At 42.7% G+C, this 23311-nt stretch carries 19 protein-coding genes; 2 read left to right on the top strand and 17 right to left on the bottom strand.

The annotated features are described in order from the left end of the window. Positions 1-127: 127 nt before the first annotated feature. Positions 128-592 (top strand): heteropolymeric bacterioferritin subunit Bfr, encoded by a 465-nt coding sequence (bfr, locus tag AC5EUN_RS00810; protein ID WP_493352142.1) that lies wholly within the window; start codon positions 128-130, stop codon positions 590-592. A gap of 55 nt (positions 593-647) precedes the next feature. Here the strand turns inward: bfr and tfpZ are convergent, their stop codons facing one another. The 16 genes from tfpZ to AC5EUN_RS00730 form a co-directional block, all read right to left on the bottom strand. After that, on the bottom strand, positions 648-1373 hold the full coding sequence (gene tfpZ / locus AC5EUN_RS00805; RefSeq protein ID WP_493352141.1) for a TfpX/TfpZ family type IV pilin accessory protein: 726 nt from the start codon (positions 1371-1373) through the stop codon (positions 648-650). Positions 1374-1455: 82 nt separating this feature from the next. Then, complete coding sequence (locus tag AC5EUN_RS00800) at positions 1456-1989, bottom strand: pilin (protein ID WP_493352140.1); 534 nt, start codon at positions 1987-1989, stop codon at positions 1456-1458. 194 nt (positions 1990-2183) lie between these two features. Continuing rightward, positions 2184-2744 carry a TPM domain-containing protein gene (locus AC5EUN_RS00795; protein ID WP_493352139.1) on the bottom strand — a complete coding sequence of 187 codons (561 nt, stop codon included), beginning with the start codon at positions 2742-2744 and terminating at the stop codon, positions 2184-2186. Beyond that, positions 2738-3811 (bottom strand): TPM domain-containing protein, encoded by a 1074-nt coding sequence (locus AC5EUN_RS00790; protein WP_493352138.1) that lies wholly within the window; start codon positions 3809-3811, stop codon positions 2738-2740. The genes AC5EUN_RS00795 and AC5EUN_RS00790 overlap by 7 nt, the downstream gene beginning before the upstream one ends. 37 nt (positions 3812-3848) lie before the next feature. Beyond that, the gene (locus AC5EUN_RS00785) at positions 3849-4439 is read right to left on the bottom strand and encodes a LemA family protein (protein WP_094148562.1); all 591 of its coding nucleotides are present in this window, start codon (positions 4437-4439) and stop codon (positions 3849-3851) included. Positions 4440-4588: 149 nt separating this feature from the next. Continuing rightward, the gene (locus AC5EUN_RS00780) at positions 4589-5467 is read right to left on the bottom strand and encodes a metal-dependent hydrolase (RefSeq protein WP_493352137.1); all 879 of its coding nucleotides are present in this window, start codon (positions 5465-5467) and stop codon (positions 4589-4591) included. Between the two features lie 223 nt (positions 5468-5690). Beyond that, complete coding sequence (locus AC5EUN_RS00775) at positions 5691-7112, bottom strand: FAD-dependent oxidoreductase (RefSeq protein ID WP_490768175.1); 1422 nt, start codon at positions 7110-7112, stop codon at positions 5691-5693. A 72-nt stretch (positions 7113-7184) separates the two neighbouring features. After that, positions 7185-11660, bottom strand: coding sequence for a glutamate synthase large subunit (gene gltB / locus AC5EUN_RS00770; protein ID WP_493352136.1), 4476 nt, complete (start codon positions 11658-11660; stop codon positions 7185-7187). Between the two features lie 447 nt (positions 11661-12107). After that, positions 12108-12947, bottom strand: a complete 840-nt coding sequence (locus AC5EUN_RS00765; protein WP_493352135.1) for a hypothetical protein — start codon at positions 12945-12947, stop codon at positions 12108-12110. 7 nt (positions 12948-12954) lie between these two features. Then, positions 12955-14040, bottom strand: coding sequence for a 3-dehydroquinate synthase (gene aroB / locus AC5EUN_RS00760; protein WP_493352134.1), 1086 nt, complete (start codon positions 14038-14040; stop codon positions 12955-12957). Positions 14041-14070: 30 nt separating this feature from the next. Next, a complete protein-coding gene (gene aroK, locus AC5EUN_RS00755) occupies positions 14071-14604 on the bottom strand; it encodes a shikimate kinase AroK (protein WP_078425515.1) in 534 nt (177 codons plus the stop codon). 37 nt (positions 14605-14641) lie between these two features. Further along, the gene (locus tag AC5EUN_RS00750) at positions 14642-16720 is read right to left on the bottom strand and encodes a type IV pilus secretin PilQ (protein ID WP_493352133.1); all 2079 of its coding nucleotides are present in this window, start codon (positions 16718-16720) and stop codon (positions 14642-14644) included. A gap of 19 nt (positions 16721-16739) precedes the next feature. Continuing rightward, positions 16740-17267 carry a pilus assembly protein PilP gene (locus AC5EUN_RS00745; RefSeq protein WP_004978081.1) on the bottom strand — a complete coding sequence of 176 codons (528 nt, stop codon included), beginning with the start codon at positions 17265-17267 and terminating at the stop codon, positions 16740-16742. Next, on the bottom strand, positions 17267-18004 hold the full coding sequence (locus tag AC5EUN_RS00740; protein WP_493352132.1) for a type IV pilus inner membrane component PilO: 738 nt from the start codon (positions 18002-18004) through the stop codon (positions 17267-17269). Before AC5EUN_RS00740 ends, AC5EUN_RS00745 begins: the two co-directional genes overlap by 1 nt. Continuing rightward, a complete protein-coding gene (locus tag AC5EUN_RS00735; RefSeq protein WP_493352131.1) occupies positions 18001-18657 on the bottom strand; it encodes a PilN domain-containing protein in 657 nt (218 codons plus the stop codon). Before AC5EUN_RS00735 ends, AC5EUN_RS00740 begins: the two co-directional genes overlap by 4 nt. Next, positions 18657-19715, bottom strand: coding sequence for a pilus assembly protein PilM (locus tag AC5EUN_RS00730; protein ID WP_004978085.1), 1059 nt, complete (start codon positions 19713-19715; stop codon positions 18657-18659). The genes AC5EUN_RS00735 and AC5EUN_RS00730 overlap by 1 nt, the downstream gene beginning before the upstream one ends. 165 nt (positions 19716-19880) lie before the next feature. Between AC5EUN_RS00730 and ponA the strand changes: the two genes are divergently transcribed. Further along, a complete protein-coding gene (gene ponA, locus AC5EUN_RS00725; RefSeq protein ID WP_125280897.1) occupies positions 19881-22409 on the top strand; it encodes a penicillin-binding protein PBP1a in 2529 nt (842 codons plus the stop codon). 31 nt (positions 22410-22440) lie between these two features. Here ponA and AC5EUN_RS00720 read toward each other — a convergent pair whose 3' ends face one another. Then, positions 22441-23247, bottom strand: coding sequence for a putative RNA methyltransferase (locus AC5EUN_RS00720; protein WP_279734681.1), 807 nt, complete (start codon positions 23245-23247; stop codon positions 22441-22443). Positions 23248-23311 lie beyond the last annotated feature (64 nt).

The raw sequence follows: 23311 nt of genomic DNA, 5'->3' as shown, positions 1-23311 counted from the left end.
ATGCTTTTGATTGCGATTTTCATTTGCTGTTCTATAAATTACTCGCCAAAATCCACTTTGTTGTTTAAGATATTTCTCATAAGTTATTGATATTATTTTTAAGCCGCAGTTTGAATGGAGCTTTCTCATGAAGGGCAATCGTGATGTAATTAATCAGCTAAATCAGGTGCTTTATCATCATTTAACTGCCATTAACCAAAATTTCCTACACTCTCGTATGTTTAATGACTGGGGGATTGAGCAACTCGGTTCTGCCGAATATAAAGAATCGATTTGCCAAATGAAGCATGCTGACAAAATCATTGAACGTATTCTTTTTTTAGAAGGTCTACCAAATCTACAACACTTGGGTAAACTCTACATCGGTCAACATACTGTTGAAGTCCTAAACTGTGATGTCCGTAAAGTTAAAGAGAACATTGAATCCATTCAAACCGCTGTCAAGCTCGCTGAAGAACAACTGGACTATGTCACTCGAGATCTTGTTCAAGAGATTTTAAAAAAAGAAGAAGAGTGGTTAGATTGGACAACTACACAACTAGATTTGGTTGAAACCGTCGGTGTAGAGAATTATATTCAGAGTCAAATTTAAAACGTTTTCATCGATTTTAAAACCTGCATCATGCAGGTTTTTTTATTGTTTAGGTTTACTTCCAAGGGCGAAGGTCTACGATTTTAACCACTTCACCTTTCTCTTTGTTGATTAAAACTGTCATGTCAACAGCATTTGCCTTTAGAGGAATAAAAGCATCTGCATCGGGATATTTGTTTAAAATATCATTTAGATCTTGTTTATTATTAAATTGATTCAATTGCTTTAAATCTAAAGCATATCTTTGAATATCTTGTTGAACTTGCTGAAAATCTACATAACGATCAGGTTGTTTTGCTAAGGTTAGACCAAAAACAGCATTAAACATATCACTTTGCTTTTGTTTTATATCCTTTGAAATTAGAACACCTGCATATTTAGGACCTGTCCACGTCGGATATTGATATTCAGGTTTAACATTAAGCTGTTGTTGTATATCATTGTTACGAACAAGCTCTATACGATCAAACGAGTAAATTAGCCATACAGGGCGACCTTGAGCAATACTATAAATACCATAATAAAGTGCCACAATCTGAATCAGAATAATCACACTTAAGTCAAATTTAAGTGTCTTTTTATCTTCTTTATATACTAACAGTCCCAGCATTGGTCCAATAATACCATCAATCACTAACATCATTAAAAAGATATGAGTCACACCCACAGCTTTTGCCAATGGTGCGGGATACCAAAGTAAAAAAACTAAACTAAATACTATTAAGGTAATAAATAAGGAAACAGTTAAATGAGAAAAAAAGAATTTAATACGTTTAGACATTCATTCTTCCAATAATGAAAATCAAGAACCTTTACGAATAAAAACGCACCTAAAAAGATGCGCTTTCTAACTTTAAATCAAATTATTTACATTCAGAAGGAACATATTTGGCTGGCATAGTACCTGGACGAGTAACTAATCCTCTAGCTGTAGCACTTGAACGTGTAGCAGAAGAACATGCCCAGTCAATCGTTCCACCAACAGTTGAAGTGGCTAATGCTACTTTATTAATAAATGGTGTGAATAAAATAGTTGCTCCTTGCGCATCAGTTGGTAAACCTGAGGCTAAAGCGTCTGCTGTCAGTGCTGATGTTACTGTAATAATACCCGTTGTTGGTGCAATTGCCACACTAGACACATACTTCGAAGCAACAGTACCTGCCGCTTGTTCTGCAGCAAGTGTTGTAGAAGCCGTTCTTACACCAGTCATACCATTGCTTGAATAACCTTCTGTCACAGCCGCTTTAGCACTGGCAGCAGCACTTAACATTTCTGTAACCTTTGAACGAACTGTGTAGTTTTGATACGCAGGAATCGCAATTGCAGCCAAAATACCAATAATTGCAACAACGATCATGAGCTCGATAAGGGTAAAACCCTTTTGAACTGATTTCATAACATTCTCCACAAATGTTTTGTTAATTTTTTATAAGCTTTCTAAGCTACTTTGTAATTAGCATGTATTATGCCAACTTTTATTATATTTATTTTCAAATAAAAAACAGCACTTTATTTCACTATTTAAAAATTTATTTTTGAGCATTGTGTTTTTATGTAAAAAACTGACAAATATTGTCAGTTTACTTCTTTCTAGTTCAACATAATTGGCGAATTGCTCAATTCATCAGCTTTGTCTTCTATTTTATTGGCATAGAATTGATTCAAAATAGCCCCAATTTGAGTTACGCCATCGACTAAAGCCTGCCGATACTGCTGCTGTGCCATTTTTTTAATAATACTCTGACAGACCTCATTCCATACCTCCTGTGTGGTGGCTTGCTGTATCCCACGGTCAATCACAATCTCGACTTTGCGTTCACACAAATTTAAGTAAAGTAAAATACCGCTATTCAGCTCGGTATCCCACACACCCAGCTCAGCAAAAAGTTGTTTCGCACGTCCACGAGTATCTAAGTAATAGGCTTCTCGTGCAGGCATGTGTCCTTCGATTACTACCTGAATTTCCCCAATGTGCCCATGTTCAGCAGCAAATACCGCTTGCTCAATCGCATATTGATCTTGCTGATTAAAAAAGCGTTTACTCGCTGGCATATGTAATAAATGCTTTAGCCAACGTTTAAAACTGGGTTGCACAACGTCATCTAGCTTTGGTTTAGTGACGATTTCCGTCGTTTCAGTTGTTGTTACCATGACCCTGATGCTCCTCCACCGCCGAAGCCGCCGCCCCCGCCACTATATCCACCCCCACCAAAACCACCACCGCCACGACCTCCGCGCCCACCTCCGCCGCCAGAAGAGAGAAAGAGCTGAAAAATCGTTTGGGCTAAGGTCGTGATGAGTAAAAAGAAAATCCCACCACCAATCAGTAAGCTGGTGATTAAACCAGCTCCATTGACCAAGCCTGCAACGGTTCCTGCAACTGCAGCCGTCGAAGCACTTAAACGCTTGCCCACCACAAATGAGCCAATTACACCAGCAATTAAGATAAATAAAGCCATACTAAAAGTTTTACTTTTGGCTTCCTGCTCGCGAATGGCTTGGTCTTGGCGTTCTTGTAACTCCTGCGCTGCTTGAGCTGCAACTTCAGGATCAAGATTTAAAATCCGTTCAATTTCAGCAAGCCCTGCATTGATCCCTTGGGCATATTGAGCTTGTTTAAAATACGGTGCGATTTGTTGGTTAATAATACGGTTCGCAATAATGTCAGGGATGACGCCTTCCAAACCATAACCCGTAAGAATCTGCATACGCCGGTCATTAACGGAAATTGCTATCAGCAAACCGTTGTCCTGCTTTGCTGAACCGAGCTGCCATTGGTCTGCAATACGCATGGAAAAACCAAAAATATCCTCTTGACCTGTGGTGGGTACAATCACTACGCCTATTTGGGCTTTTCCTGTGTTATGCAAGGCACGAATTTTTTGGCCAATGGCTTGCTTATCTTCAGCACTTAAAATATGTGCTTGATCGATCACGGGTTCATTTAAGGTCGGTAACGCCCGTATCGATTCACCTTCTGCCATATCATTGGCAATGGGTGGTTGTGGCACGGCATCAGTATTGGTAGAGCTTACCTTATTAGAACTCGCTGCTTGCTGACCTTGAATAATTTTTCCAGCAACGATTGTTTCCGCAGCACCATCTGTTGCAGTCGCAACCTCTGCCCATGTTAAAGAACTTAGACACAGCAGTCCTGATAAAATGAATGCAAGCACCCATTTATACGAAAACTGTAAGAACTGCTGCTGGCCTATCATTCATTTACCCTATGGTTACGATTACTTTAAGTCACAGCTAGTTAAATGACACCGTTGGCGCCTTTTGCGCACTTTGCTCTGCACTAAAGTTTGGTTTGGTGTCCATCCCAATCACCTTCGCAGTCATGACTTGTGGGAACTGACGTGCATAGGAGTTAAAGTCTTGTACTGTACTAATGTAGCGATTACGCGCTACCGCAATACGGTTTTCGGTACCTTCGAGTTGAACCTGTAAATCACGGAACTGTTCATTGGCTTTTAAATCTGGATAGTTTTCTGAGACCGCAATTAAACGTGACAATGCACCGGTCATTTGCGCCTGCGCTTCTTGATATTTTTGGAATAATGCAGGGTCTTCTAATACTTCTTTATCGACTTTTAAACCCGCGACATTGGCACGAGCCTGTGTAACTTCGGTTAGGACTTGCTCTTCATGTTTAGCATACCCCTTCACCACATTAACCAAGTTCGGCACCAAATCTGCGCGGCGCTGATATTGGTTTTGTACTTCTGACCAAGCAGCTGTAACTGCCTCATCTTTGACCTGCAAGGTATTATAACCACAGCCCGATAGTGTTAACGTGCTCGCAAGGGCAACAACGACAGCAGTTTTTTTCATAAAATTCATTCAGCTATCCTCTTTCTTTTGTATTTATTGCAATAACTTGATTGTAAACACATTTGATTATCCTTTTGTTGCTTTTAGTTAAAGCATCTAAAAGTGAAAAAACCGAGTGATTTTGACTCGGTCTTTATTGCTCATTTTTTATACTTAAACTACACAACCGCATGTAATTCCTGCTGAAAACCGTCTAGTTGATAGTCTTCTGCCAAACGAGTTTTCCAGTATTTCAACAACTGGGTGTAATCAATATCTGAGGGATGAAAGTTGGTTTTGTAGTAAGACAGATATTCAGGCAGCAATTGCACAAACATCTTCGCCAGTAAATACAACCCAAAGAGATTCCCACCCAACTTCGGCATACTCTTTTTGCGGTCTTGTAAAAATAAACGGCTGGCCGAATAGAAAGTCAAACTGGCAAAACCTGTTGTTACACTGCGCATGATTAAACGACGAATCTTGTCATCACCATAAACATCTTGATAAACATCAAATGCAACTGCGCGATGCTCAATTTCTTCAATGGCATGCCACACCCAGAGTTTAACCGCATCATCATCCAAGGTACTCAATACCTCAGGATGCCTTAAAATATAGCCGCCTAGCAGTGCCGTAAAATGCTCAAAAGCGCAGGTGATTGCGAGCTGAATTTTAGGATGCAGATTTTTCACATAATCATCTTTACGCGCCAACCACGCCTGAAAACGGTCGAGATTATAATCATCACGGCGCCATGCCGCATTAAATGCCGTGTGTGCTTGAGAATGCATCGCCTCTTGACCAATAAATGCAGCAATCTGCACTTGCAGATTTTCATCCTTCACTTGGTCACGTACATTGCGCACGCTATGCACAAAGAACTGCTCACCGATGGGAAAAGTAGAAGACAATGCCGTTAGCAAATGCGACATGACCGGTGAATTAGCAAAATAATGCCGGTGAATGGCTTTGGGGTTAAATTGCAAACGTCGAATCGTAATACCCTGAGCTTTTGGACGATGTTGATATAGTTTTTCTGTCGTCACTTGAGTCATGTCCATTTCCTAGCATTTAACCGAGCGATCTTCAGTATCTGAATTTAGAGGCGATTCACATATGGCAAAAATGCTTAGTGCGTTTGCAAATTCGTCCATTTTTACAGAACTTACAACCAGATCTTTTTCGATTTATCCCGATTCACCTCTTTCATATCATCTCAGGCAAACAGTGATCAATAAAAAACCCGCCGAAGCGGGTTTTTGTGTTGAACGATTTAGATTAAATATCTAAATAATCCAAAATACCTTCAGCCGCTTGACGGCCTTCCCAAATCGCTGTGACAACAAGGTCTGAACCACGAACCATATCACCACCCGCAAAGATTTTCGGATTTGAGGTTTGGAATTTATAGGTTTGCTGTTCAGCTGCAACCACACGACCTGAACCATCAAGATTAATATTCACATTTGTAAACCAATCCGCAGGGCTGGTACGGAAACCAAATGCCAATAACACGGCATCTGCAGGTAAAATTTCTTCTGAATCCGGAATTGGTTCTGGACTGCGACGACCACGGCTATCAGGCTCGCCAAGCTGAGTTGTAACCACTTTCACGCCCGTAACTTTGCCATTTTCACCGACAATTTCAATCGGTTGACGGTTAAACAAGAAGTTCACACCTTCTTCTTTGGCATTTTGCACTTCACGACGTGAACCTGGCATGTTTTCTTCGTCACGACGGTATGCACAGCTTACAACTTCTGCACCCTGACGAATAGAGGTACGGTTACAGTCCATTGCTGTGTCACCACCGCCAAGAACAATCACTTTTTTACCTTCAACACTGATGTACTCACTTGGGTCTTTTTCCCAACCTTGAGTACGGTTGACATTGGCAATCAAGAAATCCAATGCATCATAGACACCATTAAGGTCTTCACCTGCAAAGCCGCCTTTCATATAGGTATAAGTACCCATACCCATAAACACCGCATCGTATTCTGCAAGCAGTTGATCGATGGTGACATCTGTCCCAATTTCAGTATTTAAACGGAATTCCACGCCCATGCCTGTGAAAATTTCACGGCGACGCTTCATCACATCTTTTTCCATTTTAAATTCTGGAATACCAAAGGTCAGTAGACCACCAATTTCAGGGCGTTTGTCGAATACAACAGGTTTAACCCCGCTACGCACCAAAATATCAGCACAGCCTAGACCCGCAGGGCCTGCACCAATGATCGCGACTTTTTTATCTGTCCACTTTACTGAAGACATATCTGGACGCCAGCCCAGTGCAAACGCAGTGTCATTGATATATTTTTCAGCGTTACCAATGGTCACTGCACCAAAACCATCGTTTAAGGTACAAGCCCCTTCACATAAACGGTCTTGCGGACAAACACGACCACATACTTCTGGTAGCGTGTTGGTTTGGTGACACAGCTCTGCTGCTTGGAAAATACGACCCTCAGCAATCAACTTTAACCAGTTTGGAATGTAGTTATGTACTGGACATTTCCATTCACAATATGGGTTACCACACCCTAAACAACGGTGGGTCTGATTTGCTGCCACTTCCGCTGTAAAAGGTTTATAAATTTCCACAAACTCTGCTTTGCGGACCTGAATCTCTTTTTTCTCTGGATCTTGGCGTGCTACATCCAGAAATTGAAAGTCATTGTTTAGGCGCTCTGCCATGTCTCTCTCCGTGGGTAGGTGCAGCCCGTTTATCTATCGTCTGCACCTGCCTATGTATCAGCAGTAGTGGAATTATTGTGGATCAGCTTGAGTGGTTTTCAACAAAGTCTGTAAGTTGGCAGCTTTCGGTTTCACCAACCAGAATTTACGACTGTAGAAATCAAACTCGTTACGGATCTTGTACGCCCAAGCACTACCAGTCTCAGCAATGTGTTCATCTAAGATACGGCTTAAGAACTCTTTATGTTCTTCCATCGATTCAGTCGAAATACGATTCAGCTCAATCAGCTCGTGGTTGTAATGATCAACGAAGTCATTATCAAGGTCAAGAACGTAAGCAAAACCGCCTGTCATACCTGCACCGAAGTTGTGCCCCACTTTACCAAGCACAGTCACAATACCACCCGTCATATATTCACAGCAGTGATCGCCTGCACCCTCAATTACAGCGAAAGCACCCGAGTTACGTACTGCAAAACGCTCACCTGCTGTACCTGCCGCGAACAATTTACCGCCCGTTGCACCGTATAAACAAGTGTTACCAATGATTGCCGTTTCTTGCGTTTGGAAAGGCGAACCTTTTGGCGGGAAGATCGACACACGACCACCTGCCATGCCTTTACCCACGTAGTCGTTCGCATCACCTTCTAATCGAATGTGCAAACCACCCGCATTCCAAACACCGAGGGATTGACCCGCAGTCCCCATCAAGTTCATCTTCACTGGATGCGCTTCCATGCTGAGGTTGCCATAACGACGCGCAATCTCACCAGAAATACGAGCACCAATTGAACGGTCACAGTTACCAATGGTGAAGTGATATTCACCAGTGGTCCCAGCTTCAATTGCTGGTAGCATTTCAGCAACCATTTTCTCAGCAAGCAAGCCTTTATCAAACGGTGCATTACCTTCAACTTCACAGTACTGCGCCTTACCTTGCGCAGAAGGATGTGACTCCAGTAATGCGCTCAAATCAAGGTGTGCATGTTTTTCAGTTTCACCTGGAAGCATTTCAAGCAAATCTGTACGACCAATCAAGTCTTTGAGGCTTGAAACACCCAACGCTGCCAACCACTCACGTGTTTCTTCAGCAATGAAGGTGAAGAAGTTGATGAGCATTTGTGGCTCGCCAATATAATGTTCTTGGCGTAAATGATCTTGTTGAGTTGCAACACCCGTTGCACAGTTATTCAGGTGACAAATACGCAGGTATTTACAACCTAAAGCAATCATTGGTGTAGAACCAAAGCCAAAGCTTTCTGCACCTAAAATAGCTGCCTTCACCACATCTAGACCGGTTTTCAAACCACCGTCGGTTTGAACACGAACTTTACCGCGCAGGTCATTGACACGAAGTGCTTGATGCGCTTCAGAAAGACCCAACTCCCAAGGCGAACCTGCATGGTGAATTGAAGACAATGGCGATGCTGCTGTACCACCGTCATAACCTGAAATGGTAATGAAGTCAGCATAGGCTTTTGCCACACCTGCAGCAATGGTGCCTACACCCGGCTCAGACACCAGTTTCACTGAAACCATCGCTTGAGGATTGACTTGTTTTAAGTCAAAGATCAATTGTGATAAATCTTCAATTGAATAAATATCATGGTGCGGTGGAGGAGAAATTAAGGTCACACCCGGTACTGAATAACGTAAACGTGCAATTAAGCCATTCACTTTACCACCTGGTAATTGACCACCTTCACCCGGTTTAGCCCCTTGCGCTACTTTAATCTGCAAGACTTCAGCAGAGGTTAAATACGCAGGTGTTACACCAAAACGACCTGATGCAATCTGTTTGATTTTCGAGTTACGAATGGTGCCATAACGCGCTGGATCTTCACCGCCCTCACCAGAGTTTGAACGGCCACCAATGGTGTTCATCGCAATCGCAATCGCCTCATGCGCTTCAGGAGACAATGCACCTAAAGACATGCCAGCAGAGTCAAAGCGCGGTAAAATCGCTTCTACAGACTCCACTTGATCTAGAGCAATCGAGTTATTTGTTTTTAACTTTAATAGGTCACGAATTGTTGCCACTGGACGGTTATTCACCAGCTCAGCATATTCTTTAAAGTCTGCATATTGACCAGAACGCACTGATTTATGCAAAGCATTGATCACGTCTGGGTTGAATGCATGGTACTCCTTGTCGAAGACAAATTTCAGCAAACCACCTTGATCAATTGGTTTACGTGTTTTCCATGCGGTATCAGCCAATTTCTTTTGGTCATTTTCAAGGTCAACAAAGGTTGCACCTTTGATACGGCTCGGTACACCCGTGAAGCATTTTGAAACCACTTCTTCAGACAGACCCACCGCTTCAAACAACTGACCACCACGGTAAGAGGCAACCGTAGAAATCCCCATTTTTGAAAGGACTTTTAACAAGCCTTTTTCAATGCCTTTACGGAAATTCACTTGCGCTTGGATTGGGTCACCCAATAGCTCACCTTTGGCAACCAAGTCATTGATCACGTCATAAGCAAGATAAGGATAAATTGCTGTCGCACCAAAGCCTAGAATAACTGCAAATTGATGCGGATCACGTGCCAATGCTGTTTCAACAATAATGTTGGCATCAGTACGTAAACCAACATTAATTAAATAGTGATGTACAGCACCAGTTGCCATCAATGCATTGGCAGGCAAAAAACCTTGGCGGATTTTCTTGTCAGACAACACCAATAAGGTTTTGCCGTCGCGAATCGCTTGCGCTGCTTCTTCACAGATACGCGCAATTGCAGCTTCTAAACCTTCATCTTCCGCATAATTTAAATCGATATCTGCAATTTCATAACCCTTGCGACCCAGCGTACGGATTTGATGCATTTTCGAATTTGACAACACTGGGCTTGAAATAATCAAACGATCTGCATGCTCAGGGCTTTGTTCAAAAACGTTTTGCTCACGGCCTAAACACGTTTCCAATGACATTACAATCGATTCACGTAATGGGTCGATTGGTGGGTTAGTGACCTGAGCAAACTGTTGACGGAAGTAATCCGACACATGACGTACTTGGCGAGACAAAACCGCCATTGGCGTATCATCACCCATTGAACCCACTGCTTCCTGACCACTTTCAGCGATTGGACGAAGCAATTGGTCACGCTCTTCAAAGGTCACCATAAACATTTTTTGTGATGCTTTAAGGTCGTCGCCTTTTAAGCCTTGATCACATAAATATTCTTCAAGCTCTGGACTACCTTGTACACGAACCGAGTTTTCACGTAACCATTCACGGTAAGGACGCATTTTTTTCAAATGCGTGCTGACATCTTTAGTGTCGAGCATTTTACCTGTGAAGGTATCGATCACTAGAATTTGACCTGGACCAACACGACCTTTAGAAATCACGTCTTCAGGCTCGTAGCCCCATACACCAATTTCAGACGCCAATGTGATGTAACCATTTTTGGTAATTACCCAACGCGCTGGACGTAAACCATTACGGTCCAACATACAAATTGCATGACGACCATCTTGAATCACGAGACCAGCAGGACCATCCCACGCTTCCATATGCTTCGAGTTAAACTCATAGAATGCGCGCAAATCTGCATCTAAAGTCTCCACGTTCTGCCATGCTGGCGGAACCAACATACGCAATGCACGGAACAAGTCCATACCGCCGCCCACAAGAATTTCAAGCATGTTATCTAAGCTTGAAGAATCCGAGCCAGTACGGTTCACGATTGGGTTGAGCTCAGTTAAACCAGGCAATAATGGGTTTTCAAACTTTGGCGTACGCGCCATCGCCCAGTTACGGTTCGCAGTAATGGTATTAATTTCGCCATTGTGCGCAAGATAGCGGAATGGCTGAGCCAAAGGCCAACGCGGCAAAGTATTGGTCGAGAAACGTTGGTGGAACACCACAATATGTGACTCAAGACGTGGATCTGCCAAGTCTGTGTAAAAATCAGCAATCGATTCAGGCATCATCAAGCCTTTATAGCTAATCACTGTTGAACATAATGTGGTTACATAAAATGATGAGTCATTGCTAAGCTGCTGTTCTGCACGACGACGTGCCAAGAAGAGTTTACGGTTAAACTCAACTTCAGACACTCCCATTGGGCAGTTCACAATAATTTGCTCAAATGCAGGAAGTGACTGCATCGCAATCGAACCTAAAGCATCGTTATTGGTCGGAATCACACGCCACGCCAATACTCGACAGCCTTCAGATTCAATTTCTTTAGTTAGAATTTGTTTTGCATGTGCTGCAATTGCTGGATCGAGGCTTAAGAACACCGTGCCGACAGCAAAAACTTCACTGAGTGTAATATCACTGAGTTTTTTCGCTTCTTCACGGAAAAACTGTTTTGGCATTGCTAAGAGTAAACCGCAACCATCCCCTGTCTTACCATCTGCAGCAATACCACCGCGGTGGGTCATACAGCTCAGACTGTGCATAGCAGTCTTGACAAGATCATGGCTTGCATCACCCTGCATATGGGCGATTAAACCAAAACCACAGTTATCTTTAAACTCATCCGGTTGGTATAAACCTTGAGCGGGAGCTACAGTATTAGGCGATGGCATGTGCATAGCGTACCCTTCTTTCTACAGGCCCTGTCGGGCGTCTAACAATCTAATTACTTCTTGCCGATTCGTTCAATTGACTCATATTCAGATTCTGATTGAAGTACAGCATTTTTTCTTCACACCCAAGATAGACTGATTTTCGTCTTTATGCATGTCTTAATTGAAAAAATGTATGCAGCAGTCACGCACTTTTTTAAGGCACTTGGCCGCTACTATTTCGCTCATAAATCGAATCTTTTTTGCGCCAAAACAGTGACATCAACTCAATTCATGCACCATTAAAGCAAGTTTTATGCCAATTATTTATTTTGTGTGTTAAGCGCTTTAGTTTTATTAGGTTTGTGTTTTTTACGTAAAAAATTAGTTCGAAGACAATCAATTTATTGCACTATATTTGTGCGTATATGAAATTTACATTTTTTGATGCGCCATAATGAACCAATTTTAATTAAATGGGTCGGTCACTTCAGGTTCATTTGTTTTATTTTGTGGCGCATTCTCTACGGTCGTTTGTGACTTTTGCACATCAACCACATTTCCATCTGCATCACGACGAGTAACCGTTGTCGATGTGGTCGATTGTTTATTTTGTGCGACTGCCGCACGTGCCGCTTGTTGACGCGCAGCAAGAGTGGCTTCATCAATCACGGGGACAGCGGCTGGTTTCAACTGCACAGCATAAAGCTTATTGCTAAGTCCAAGTTCGTCAGAACCAAGATCATTGACATAGTCTGCATAGCTTTCAATTTTTTCAACTTTGGGTTGCACCGACTTCGGCAACGTCAGTTTTAAATCCGCCAATGCCTTTTGCGCCTCATTGGCATTTTTATATACACCATAGATCAGCACATATTGCTCAATTTGGTTTTCACCTGTCAGTCTTAAGTAACTAAACGCTTGACGATCAGATTGCCTCTGCAAAAAACGCTTAATAATCGCTTCTTCTGAAACCCTAAACAGTTCAATTGTACTGTTCTTTTTATTTTCCTGAATAAATTTAGTCCCGCGGAATTCAGCTTCATGTTGTGCAATGGCCACCACACGTGTCGTCATATCCAAAGGTTTTACTTCATCAATAAATGAGCCTAAATGGGCGGTTGTTGCGACTTTTTCTGGCTGAATTTGCAACTCAACTTCGGATTCAGCTTTTTTTTCAACTTCAACCACAGCCTCTTGATCCGTAATCGCCCAAAAGACTAAAGCGCCAAACAAGCATACCCCTCCGAATGCAAGCCAAATATAATTTTGCTTTGTCTGCCACTGGGTTCGAAGGGTTGTTGCCATAATAAAGTTATGCCTGCTCTTGGTTAGCTAAAATCGCCTGTTTCATCAATTCTACATCAAATGTTTTGGTAATGATGGCCTGTCCTACCGCTTGCATCAAAACCAAACGCAATTGCCCGTTCAAGACTTTTTTATCATGAGCCATATATGCCAAAAAGTCATCGAGAGGAATCTGCGGACATACTATCGGTAAATTCGCGCGTTGAATGATATTTTTTGTACGTACCAAATCTTCTGCACTAATCCATCCCATACGCTGCGATAGATCTGCTGCCATCACCATACCTGTTGCCACAGCTTCACCATGGAGCCATTCACCATAGCCTAAATAAGATTCAATCGCATGTCCAAAAGTATGCCCAAGATTCAATAGGGCACGCTCGCCTTGTTCTTTTTCATCATTGGCAACAATACGCGCTTTATGGGCACAAGAACGATACACAGCTTCAGCCAGTGCAGCTTCATCACCCTGGACCAAATCATCTATATATTGTTCCAACCAAGTGAGAAAGTCAGCATCTCCCAAGAGTGCGTACTTAATCACTTCTGCCAAACCTGCTGATAACTCACGTGGTGGCAGCGTTTTAAGTTGAGACATATCCGCCAAGACCACTTGCGGTTGTTGAAATGCCCCGATCATGTTTTTACCCAGCGGATGATTAATCCCTGTTTTACCACCGACACTCGAATCAACCTGTGAAAGAAGTGTCGTTGGCACCTGAATAAAATAGACTCCGCGCTGGAAGCATGCCGAAGCAAAGCCCGCCATATCACCAATCACACCGCCACCTAGAGCTAAAACTGTACAATCACGGTTGAAGCCTGACGCTAACAATGCATCAAAAATCAGGTTGAGGTGCTCAATATTCTTATATTTTTCACCATCGGGCAAAATACACGTTGCAACTGTTTTTCCCAAAGCTTCAATTGCTGCCACGTAACGCGCTAAATACAAAGGCGCAACCGTTTCATTACTCACAATCATCACTTGGCGCCCTTGAATATACGGCTCAAGTAAAGCTTTCGGATCTAAATCACTGCCAATAAAGATCGGGTAACGGCGTTCGCCAAGTTCAACATATAAGGTTTGCATGGATCAAATCACTTCAAAACTGAATCAAAACTACTTTACAAGAATCAAGTTTAAGATACGCTGCGCAAGATCTCGTGCAGCCCCTTGATTGGTCTCGATAATATAATGGGCAACTTCACGATATAAAGGATCTCGAACGCAGAGTAAGTCAGTTAACTTTTGTTCAGGATTCTCCACTTGAAGCAGTGGGCGATTTTTATCACGATAGGTTCGCTGTAGTTGAATCTCTACAGGAGTATAAAGATAAACAACGATACCTCGCTGTTTTAGGAATGCGCGATTTGGAGCCTGAGTCACCGCCCCACCACCTGTGGCCAAGACCAAGTTGGGTCGAGAGGTTAACTCATCGATTACAACCGTTTCACGACTACGAAACCCAAGTTCACCCTCTTTTTCAAAGATCCATGGAATCGTTGCCCCTGTTTTACGCTCAATTTCATGATCGCTATCAAGAAACTCACGACCTAACAGTTCAGCTAAATGTCGTCCTACCGTTGTTTTTCCAGCCCCCATAGGCCCTACCAAATAAATATTTGGTAGGGTTTCAAACTCTTTGCTTGGCAAGGAGTCACCTTTTAGATTTGTTCAAATTGAAAATATATTAATGATTTCTTGAAACACTGTCATTAACAATTCGTGGTGTCACAAAAATCAGCAACTCAGTTTGCATGGTAGTTTTGGTATTATTCTTAAATAAATTACCAACTACGGGTAAATCACCTAAGAATGGTACTTTTTGATAGTCATTACGTTTCACATCATCAAAAATACCACCCAATACAACAGTCTCACCATCATCAACTAAGACATTAGTTTGTAATTCACTGGTGTCAATTGCAATACCATCATTGGTGATATCACCAATCGAATCTTTCTCAACCATGAGCGCCATTTGAACTTTACCATCTGGGGTAATGCTTGGAGTCACTTCTAACTTTAAGTTAGCCGCACGGAACTCGGTTTTTAAGCCTTCTGTCGCACTCCAAGTTTGATAAGGAATCTCTGTACCACGCAAGATATAGGCTTTCTGTTTATCACCAGTAAGTACTTTAGGCGCCGACAAGACTTCACCATGACCATCTGCTTGCAGGGCCGTTAACTCAAGGTTTAGCATATAGTCTGAAATTTTCAATAAACCAAAGTTAAATGTTCCCGCTGTAGAAGTCGCTAAATCCACACCCAAATCAAAACTGGGCTGAAAATCTCCGCCCCATACTGGGCTACTGCCCAGCTTCTTCGCGCTCCACTTAATCCCCAATTCGCGAGAAAAATCTGTTGACGCCGTTACAATACGAGCTTCAACCATCACTTGTTTCACCGCCACATCAAGCAAGTCAATCATGCGACGAATCTTGTCAATATTTTGCTGTGTATCATTAATAATTAGCGTATTGGTACGCGAATCTGAAACAGCACTACCACGAGCACTCAATAAACTTTCCAAGGCCAATGACTCTGAACCTGCTGTACGGTTAGACTCACTCCCTTTACTATCTCGAGAGTCCTCCAACAACTTCAGTACATCTGCCGATTTTGCATAACTCAATTGAATGTAATCGGTTTGTATTGGTGAAAGCTTAATACTTTGCGCGATAGCTTTGGCTTCATCTTCCTCAGATTTGATCAGCTCAGCAACAGGTGCAATCCAAATCACATTGCCATTACGACGCTTATCCAAATTCTTGGTTTTCATAATAATATCAAGCGCCTGATCCCACGGAACATCTTTAAGGCGCAAGGTAATATTGCCTTGTACTGTGTCAGAAGCCACCATGTTAATGCCTGTAAAATCAGCCAAGAGCTGTAATACACGTCGCACTTCAATATCTTGAAAATCTAAAGAAATCTTTTTTCCTGTATAAGCACTTGGTGCTTTAGGCTTCATTGGGTTTTTATCTTCAGGACGCTTTAAACTAATCGTGAGCTTATCTTCTGCCTGATAAGCCATATATTCAAAACTGCCATTCGATTGAATTGTGATCAGGCCGTTACTGCCATCGTTTTGTGCATCGATGGTCGATACAGGCGTGGCGAAATCATTCACATTTAGACGGCGTGATAAGTGGGCAGGAATTTTATTCCCCAAAACGCGCACCACAATTTTACTGCCTTGCTGTTTCACATCGACAGGGGTATTGCTACCTTTTAAATCAATCACAACTTGGCCTTCACCATCTGAACCGCGTTGGAATCCAATATTTGAAATGCCTTGCTCTGAACGCGCCGCAGCAACAGGTGTTGCTAGCGTTGGGTTCGCTGAGTTAATTTTCAGAATAAAGGTATTACCTTCAACACGTGTAGTAAATGCACCGGCATCAGCCAAATTTACAGTTAAACGTGAACGCTGCGCATCTGAAGTTACATCTACTGTACTGGCTTCAGCCGTTGCCACCGCAATACTGCCTTGTTTTAAGCTCTGCTGTGCTTTATCAAAATCCAAAACCAAACGTGATGGCTGTTCCAACTGATAGGCTTGCGGCTGTGGTGGCAAACCGTTGAACATGACACGAATTTCTGTTCCCTGTCCCGGAATTTGCATCGGCACAATATTCGTAATACTGACTTGCGCACTTGCAGCCTGCATCACCGCCATTGCAATTGCACCCATTGAAAACTGACGGAACATATGGTTCATCGTATTGCCATCCCCAAATATAAAATCTTTAGCACTATTTTTCATTTTTATTCCTTTTCCTTTTTTAAGGCGCCGGCCCAATTAATACTAGGCTTCTCGGGCGCTCGACATAGCCCTCACGCCCATCCGGAATAATTTCAATCAAATCAATTTGTGTAGCGGTGATATTAATCACACGACCATGATTCATCCCCAAATAACTACCACGCTGCACGCGTTCAATTTCACCATCTGGTGTTTGAATCAACGCCAAAATTTGTCCATTTTGTCCGCGCATGCTGCCTTTCATGTTAAGCGATTCAATCGCATAACTTTCCAAGGGTTGTAATTGGCGCGATAGGTTTGGATAGACACGCTTTCCAGCCATAATCTTCAGTTCAGCCGCTAACGAGCTTGGCATAAACGGGCTCTTTAATTGGTGCGCAGCATAATTAAAGGTCGGTACAGGTGGGAAATCTGGCGCTGGCTCAATCGGTAGCGGTGGCTGATTGCGAATTTCAGCCATTTGCATATTGACCGCATCAATACGTGAATCACAACCGACAAGGAATAGTCCTACGCAGAGACTAAGTAAGAGGTTTTGATGTTTCATTACTTGGCACCTCCCGCATCGGCTTTCTTATCATTTTTTGTATCTTTTACATCAACATCCGTTGTAGCCGTCGCCCCGACATAACGGTAAGTTTTAGCCTTTACACTGTATGAAATTTGCGGAATATCCGTCTTTTTCTCATTGTTACTTGATGCTGAGATATCGAAGTCATGCAAGGTCACAATACGTGGCAAAGCTGCAATTCCACTGACAAATGAACCAAAAGAATGATAATCACCCGTCGCTTCAATGGAAATCGGCTGTTCGATAAAGAACTCTTGGCGAATTTCTGGCTCTAAACGAATATTTTTAAACTTTAATCCAGAATTTACGCCGCTCACGTTGATATCTTCAACCAAGCCAGGAATTTCAGTTTCTTTCGGCAACTGCTCTAACTGCTGATTGAAATTGGCTTCCATTTCTTGCAATTGCGCTTGATATTGCTGCAAGTTACGTAATTTTGAATCTTTTTCACGAAACTCATTCAGTAAATTTTGCTCTTGTGCATGTGCATTTGAAATCGCATCAAGCTTAGGCTTAATCACGACAAAATAGCCCAATGCCCCAATCACTAAAATGATAAAGATCCAACAAGTCAATTTGACTGAAAAAGGCCAACTGCCGTAATTGTTTGGATCTAAGGTATTAAACTGTTGAAAAAACTTATCAACCGTCATTTTCTTCTTGGTTACAGCATGGTTTTCTGATGTTAATTCTTCAAATTCATCGCGACTCATTGTGCTGCCCCCGCTGTTGAATTATTAACTGTACTTGCGGCTTCAGGTGTCGTCGCATCAGGTGCTACTGGCTGTGCAATCTCATCTAAATCTGCCGTGACCACAAAGGTGCCATAGGTTTCTTCAACACGAGGCACAATGGAACTTGGTGCTTTATCTTTTTTCTCTTCAGCAACCAAGAATGAATTCATAAAGGCATTGCGATACCACGCCGATGCTTCTAAATTACGTAAGAATTCCGCAACTGTATTCGGGCTTTCCGCTTTCCCTTCAATGGTAAATTTATCGCCTGTACGCACAAACTTAGTAATATACATATTAGTTGGTGTGACACGCACCATTTCATCGACCAAACGAACAGCCACAGGACGTTGACCTTGCAAACCTTGGATCAACTTCATCCGTTCTACAATCGCATTGCGCTGCTCTTGCAGACCTTCCAATGACTTTAATTGAACATCTAAGTTTTGATTGGTACTCATCACCAACTGATTGGCCTGTTCTTGATCTTCCAGTTTTTGACTGTAAAAGAACCAAGCCAAAGCAACAGCTAAAACCCCAACTAATGCAGCCCCAATACAATAGGCAATAAATTCTTTTTTTCGTTTCTCTCTTAACGCATCACGCCAAGGGAGTAGGTTTATTTTTGCCATTAATCAAAACTCCTCAATGCCAATCCACATGCCACCATGAGTGATGAAGCATCATTTTCAATTTTTTTAATGTCGATTTGTGGAGAAAAGCCCATTTGTAAAAATGGGTTGGCAATGGTGACCCGATAACCTAATTTTTGTTGTAATAACTTCGCCAGTCCTGGAATATTGGCATTCCCCCCTGCCAATAAAATATGGTCGATCTCATTGAATTGAGAGGACGAAAAAAAGAACTGCAAAGAACGTGCTGCTTGTTGCACCACAGCTTCAAGAAAAGGTTCAAGTACTTCAATATCATAGTCGTCAGGCAAGGTACGGCTTTTTTTGGCACGTCCAGCTTCTTCAAAAGACAAACCATAACGGTTTTGAATTTCTTGAGTCAGTTGTTTACCACCGAACACCTGTTCACGGGTATAAATGACTTTATTATTCTGCATGACAGATAAGGTCGTCATGGTATGACCGATGTCCAGAATCCCAACGGTGTTTACACCCATTGGAAGCGTATCTGAAAAGACTTTGAATGCATTTTCAATGGCAAAACTTTCAACATCGGCAATCTTAGGCGTTAAACCACCCAACTCCAATGCTTCGGCACGCGCTTCTACATTTTCAATGCGGGTTGCAACGAGGAGTACATTGACACGATTAGGATTGGCTAAACGGTCTGGAAGGACTTCAAAGTCCAAACTCGCTTCATCTAATGGGAATGGAATATATTGCTCAGCATCATCACGAATCTGAATTTCACGTTCGTCATCGTTCATATCGGCATCCATTTCAATGATTTTAGTAATCACCATGGACGTCGGAACTGCCAGTGCTACGTCTGTCGATTGAACATTGGCCAAATTTACCGCACGCTCAAGGGCATCACCAACTGCTTCTGGATTCAATATATTTTTTTCGACCACACTTCCTTCTGGTAATGGGACTAGTGCATAGCTCTCCACCCAATACCGATTGTTTTTAACAGAAAGTTCCAATACCTTAACAGAAGTCGAACTAATATCTACTCCTATTAACCCCTTACTTGGCTTACGATATAACCTGAGCACAGTATCATTCCTATTATTTTTTTATCCCCAAAAAAAGTAACCCACTAATTAGTCCGCGTCTATAATTTTATACGGATACAATAACTCATCTAACATTCCGTATGTGTACAGGATATACTGACCGCTAATTAGTTTGCCATTAGCTCTTATTAAAACTTACTTGTTATGAAAAAGCTATCTTGTTCGGGCCGTGTTCATCCATTTTTTTTGATCATTATTATAATGTTGGTCTCAATTCCAATGGGTTTTTATGGCATGTATCTCTATATTGCCCCATCTTTGCCGCAAATGACAACTCTAAAAAAGGCGCCATTACTAAAACCTCTACAAGTTTATAGTGCGGATAACCAACTCATTTCGGAATACGGTGGCAAGCTATCTGTACCCGTAGATTACGATCAGATCCCACGAAGTTTTATTCATGCCTTTTTAGCAGCGGAAGATTCTTCTTTTTTTGAGCATAGTGGTATCAGTTTTAAAGGTTTAGGACGTGCAGTCAGTGAAAGTATTACTGGCTCCAACGTCCAAACGGGTGGCTCGACCATCACCATGCAAGTGGCAAAAAACTATTATCTCAGTCCCGAGCGTACCTTAAAACGTAAGTTGACTGAGGTTTTTCTAGCACGAAAAATTGAACAGAATTTGACGAAAGAGGAAATTTTAACCCTCTATGTCAACAAGATTTTCTTGGGTAAAAATGCCTACGGTATCGCAGCGGCAGCTAAAATTTACTACAACAAAAGCTTAGACGAACTCAGCATTGCACAAATGGCGATGATTGCAGGTCTGCCTAAAGCACCGTCTAAATACAATCCAGTGGTCAACCCAGAACGTGCTTTAGAACGTCGTAACTGGATTTTGGGTCGTATGCTCCAGCTAGGCTACATTAACCAAAGCCAATATGAAAAAGGCATTGCTGAACCAATTAACCTTGATATGCCTGACCGCGGGGTAAGCAACCGATTTCCCTATATCGGTGAAATGGTCCGCAGCGAACTGATTGAAAAGTTCGGCGAGCATGCGATTGACTCTGGTTATAAAGTCTACACCACCATCAACAGCGAACGCCAAGCCTATGCCGAACAAGCGGTACAAGATGGTTTAGAAGCCTATGACCGTCGTCATGGTTGGCGTGGTGCGGAAGCTCATGACAAACCCTTAAGTAGCTTTAGTGCATTTGCCAACACCTTCCCTGCCGAAGTCACCCGTGTCAATCAAAATAGTTTTGATGCCTTAATGCAAGATGGCTCAAAAGTAACCGTGCCATGGTCTGGCATGTCTTGGATACGTCCTTATCGCAATGCGAATGCGGTAGGCGGTGCACCATCAAGAGCATCTCAAATTGTTAAAGTGAAAGACATTGTACGGCTGCGCCCCAATGACAACAAAACCTCATGGGCTTTGGTGCAACTGCCTAAAGTTCAGGGTCAACTGATTGCACTTAACCCAAACAATGGCGCTGTAGAAGCACTGGTTGGTGGTTATAATTTTTATCAGTCTAAATTCAACCGAACCACACAAGGCTGGCGCCAACCAGGTTCGATTATCAAACCCTTTGTTTATGCACTTGCTTTAGAACGCGGTATGACACCGTATAGCATGGTCAATGATAGCCCGATCACCATTGGGAAATGGTCACCGCGTAATGCTGATGGTCGCTATTTAGGCATGATTCCATTGCGTCGTGCACTCTATTTATCGCGTAATACCGTGTCAGTTCGACTCTTACAAACTGTGGGCATTGAACGGACACGCCAATTGTTCATGGACTTCGGCTTAACCGATGAACAGATTCCGCGTAACTACACCATTGCACTCGGAACACCTCAGGTTTTACCGATTCAAATGGCCACAGGTTACTCAGCCTTTGCCAATGGCGGTTATCGCATTCAACCACATTTCATCAATCGTATTGAAGATGCCTATGGCAAAGTCATTTATCAGAACAACCCTGAATATGCATGTATCAGTTGTATCTCTCAATTAGAATCAAATCCTCAGTCTGCTGACACCATCACGCCTGATGATGAAGTAATTGAAGTCACCAACCAAGAGCTGAACCCTGCTGAAAAATCGGCAAATCCTGTTGAGATCAACAGTGACTATCGTCAAGCGCAACGTATTTTAAAATCCAGCTCTGCTTATGATATGGCGAATATTTTAAAAGACGTGATTCAACATGGTACAGGCCGTGCTGCATTGCGTATTGGACGAGATGACTTGGGTGGAAAAACAGGAACCACCAATGATGCAAAAGATGCTTGGTTTGCCGGCTTTAATGGCAAATTGGTGACCGTAGCGTGGGTCGGTTTCGACCAACCAACAACTTTGGGACGCCGCGAATACGGCGGTGTGGCTGCGCTCCCGATTTGGACAGACTTCATGGCCAAAGCCTTACAAGGCACGCCTTCGGCTTGGGTTCAACTCGACGCTAAAGCCAAAGCACCGATTCAACGCCATCAGAAAGAAACACCTCAGAGCAACTTAGGACCAACCCCACCTTTGGCGCAGCCGTTGTATCGCCCTGCACCAGTGGTGGTTCCACGTGCTCCTGAGCGTGACTTTGATGATTTGCCAGGTGAAGAGGAAACACTAGTTCCAAAGAATAGTACTCCACCCACCATGCAAGCACCCAAAGAACAACCGAAACCTAAATCAGATGCGCTCGATCATTTAATTGATCAAGTCCAATAATAAAAGCCCGCAGATGCGGGCTTTTTTATACTCATGCTTTTTTCTGAAACAGTAAAATTTGATACTGTGCGTGTAGTTCAAAAGCTGCTTGCGACTCTAAAGCTTCACGGCGCTCTTGTTTTGCTTTATAGGCATAAGGGGTCATGGCAATTAGGTTTTTTAAGTCCTGCTGATTAAGCTTAAATTCAGCATCGACAACATCATCACTCACCAAATCAAACGCATCACTCAACTGCTCTACAAATTTGCTCGGTTCATGCGGCTTCACCTCTTCGAACAAAGCCTCACGCATTGCATATAAATGCTGAGGCGCAGGCGTCACCACCAACAAATATCCTTGCGGCTTGAGCACCCTTAAAATCTCTTGTTTTGGAATCGGGCTAAACAAACTACTACACAGATCAATCGATTGATCCAACACGGGTAAAGTTGCTCCCGTACCCACCACCCACGTGATATTTTTATTGATTTTCGCAGCCACTTGAACCGCATTTTTTGCAATATCTACACCGACACATTGCAGCACTTCAGCCTGCATCGCATCGGTGTAATAGCCTTCACCACAGCCGATATCAAGTAAATTTTCAATGCGTAACTCACGTACCTTATTTACCACTGCTTGCTGTAAAGGCGCGTAATGACCTGCACTTAAGAAGGCACGGCGGGCTTGTACCGACTCAGGCGTATCCCCCGGATTTTTGCTGTGCTTGTGTTGAACAACATGCAGATTGACGTAGCCTTGTTTCGCCACATCATAACTATGTGAATTCGCACAGCGCCATGTTCTTTCGTTTAAAGTTAGAGTCTCACGACACACAGGACACATGAGCAGATTCATTATTTTCTCCAAGACATTACCTCAGGCATAAAAAAAGCCGGCAAATACCGACTCTTTTCATACT

It is taken from the genome of Acinetobacter sp. CAU_H_S170_2 (genome assembly GCF_058890445.1).
The sequence above is the reverse complement of the archived record's forward strand: the minus strand, read 5'-3'. Positions and strand labels throughout refer to the sequence as shown.

Bases quoted from the DNA above. Each gene is read 5' to 3' on its own strand.
- bfr (WP_493352142.1), top strand. From the start codon at position 128: ATGAAGGGCAATCGTGATGTAATTAATCAGCTAAATCAGGTGCTTTAT.
- tfpZ (WP_493352141.1), bottom strand. From the start codon at position 1,373: ATGTCTAAACGTATTAAATTCTTTTTTTCTCATTTAACTGTTTCCTTA.
- AC5EUN_RS00800 (WP_493352140.1), bottom strand. From the start codon at position 1,989: ATGAAATCAGTTCAAAAGGGTTTTACCCTTATCGAGCTCATGATCGTT.
- AC5EUN_RS00795 (WP_493352139.1), bottom strand. From the start codon at position 2,744: ATGGTAACAACAACTGAAACGACGGAAATCGTCACTAAACCAAAGCTA.
- AC5EUN_RS00790 (WP_493352138.1), bottom strand. From the start codon at position 3,811: ATGATAGGCCAGCAGCAGTTCTTACAGTTTTCGTATAAATGGGTGCTT.
- AC5EUN_RS00785 (WP_094148562.1), bottom strand. From the start codon at position 4,439: ATGAATTTTATGAAAAAAACTGCTGTCGTTGTTGCCCTTGCGAGCACG.
- AC5EUN_RS00780 (WP_493352137.1), bottom strand. From the start codon at position 5,467: ATGACTCAAGTGACGACAGAAAAACTATATCAACATCGTCCAAAAGCT.
- AC5EUN_RS00775 (WP_490768175.1), bottom strand. From the start codon at position 7,112: ATGGCAGAGCGCCTAAACAATGACTTTCAATTTCTGGATGTAGCACGC.
- gltB (WP_493352136.1), bottom strand. From the start codon at position 11,660: ATGCCATCGCCTAATACTGTAGCTCCCGCTCAAGGTTTATACCAACCG.
- AC5EUN_RS00765 (WP_493352135.1), bottom strand. From the start codon at position 12,947: ATGGCAACAACCCTTCGAACCCAGTGGCAGACAAAGCAAAATTATATT.
- aroB (WP_493352134.1), bottom strand. From the start codon at position 14,040: ATGCAAACCTTATATGTTGAACTTGGCGAACGCCGTTACCCGATCTTT.
- AC5EUN_RS00750 (WP_493352133.1), bottom strand. From the start codon at position 16,720: ATGAAAAATAGTGCTAAAGATTTTATATTTGGGGATGGCAATACGATG.
- AC5EUN_RS00745 (WP_004978081.1), bottom strand. From the start codon at position 17,267: ATGAAACATCAAAACCTCTTACTTAGTCTCTGCGTAGGACTATTCCTT.
- AC5EUN_RS00740 (WP_493352132.1), bottom strand. From the start codon at position 18,004: ATGAGTCGCGATGAATTTGAAGAATTAACATCAGAAAACCATGCTGTA.
- AC5EUN_RS00735 (WP_493352131.1), bottom strand. From the start codon at position 18,657: ATGGCAAAAATAAACCTACTCCCTTGGCGTGATGCGTTAAGAGAGAAA.
- ponA (WP_125280897.1), top strand. From the start codon at position 19,881: ATGAAAAAGCTATCTTGTTCGGGCCGTGTTCATCCATTTTTTTTGATC.
- AC5EUN_RS00720 (WP_279734681.1), bottom strand. From the start codon at position 23,247: ATGAATCTGCTCATGTGTCCTGTGTGTCGTGAGACTCTAACTTTAAAC.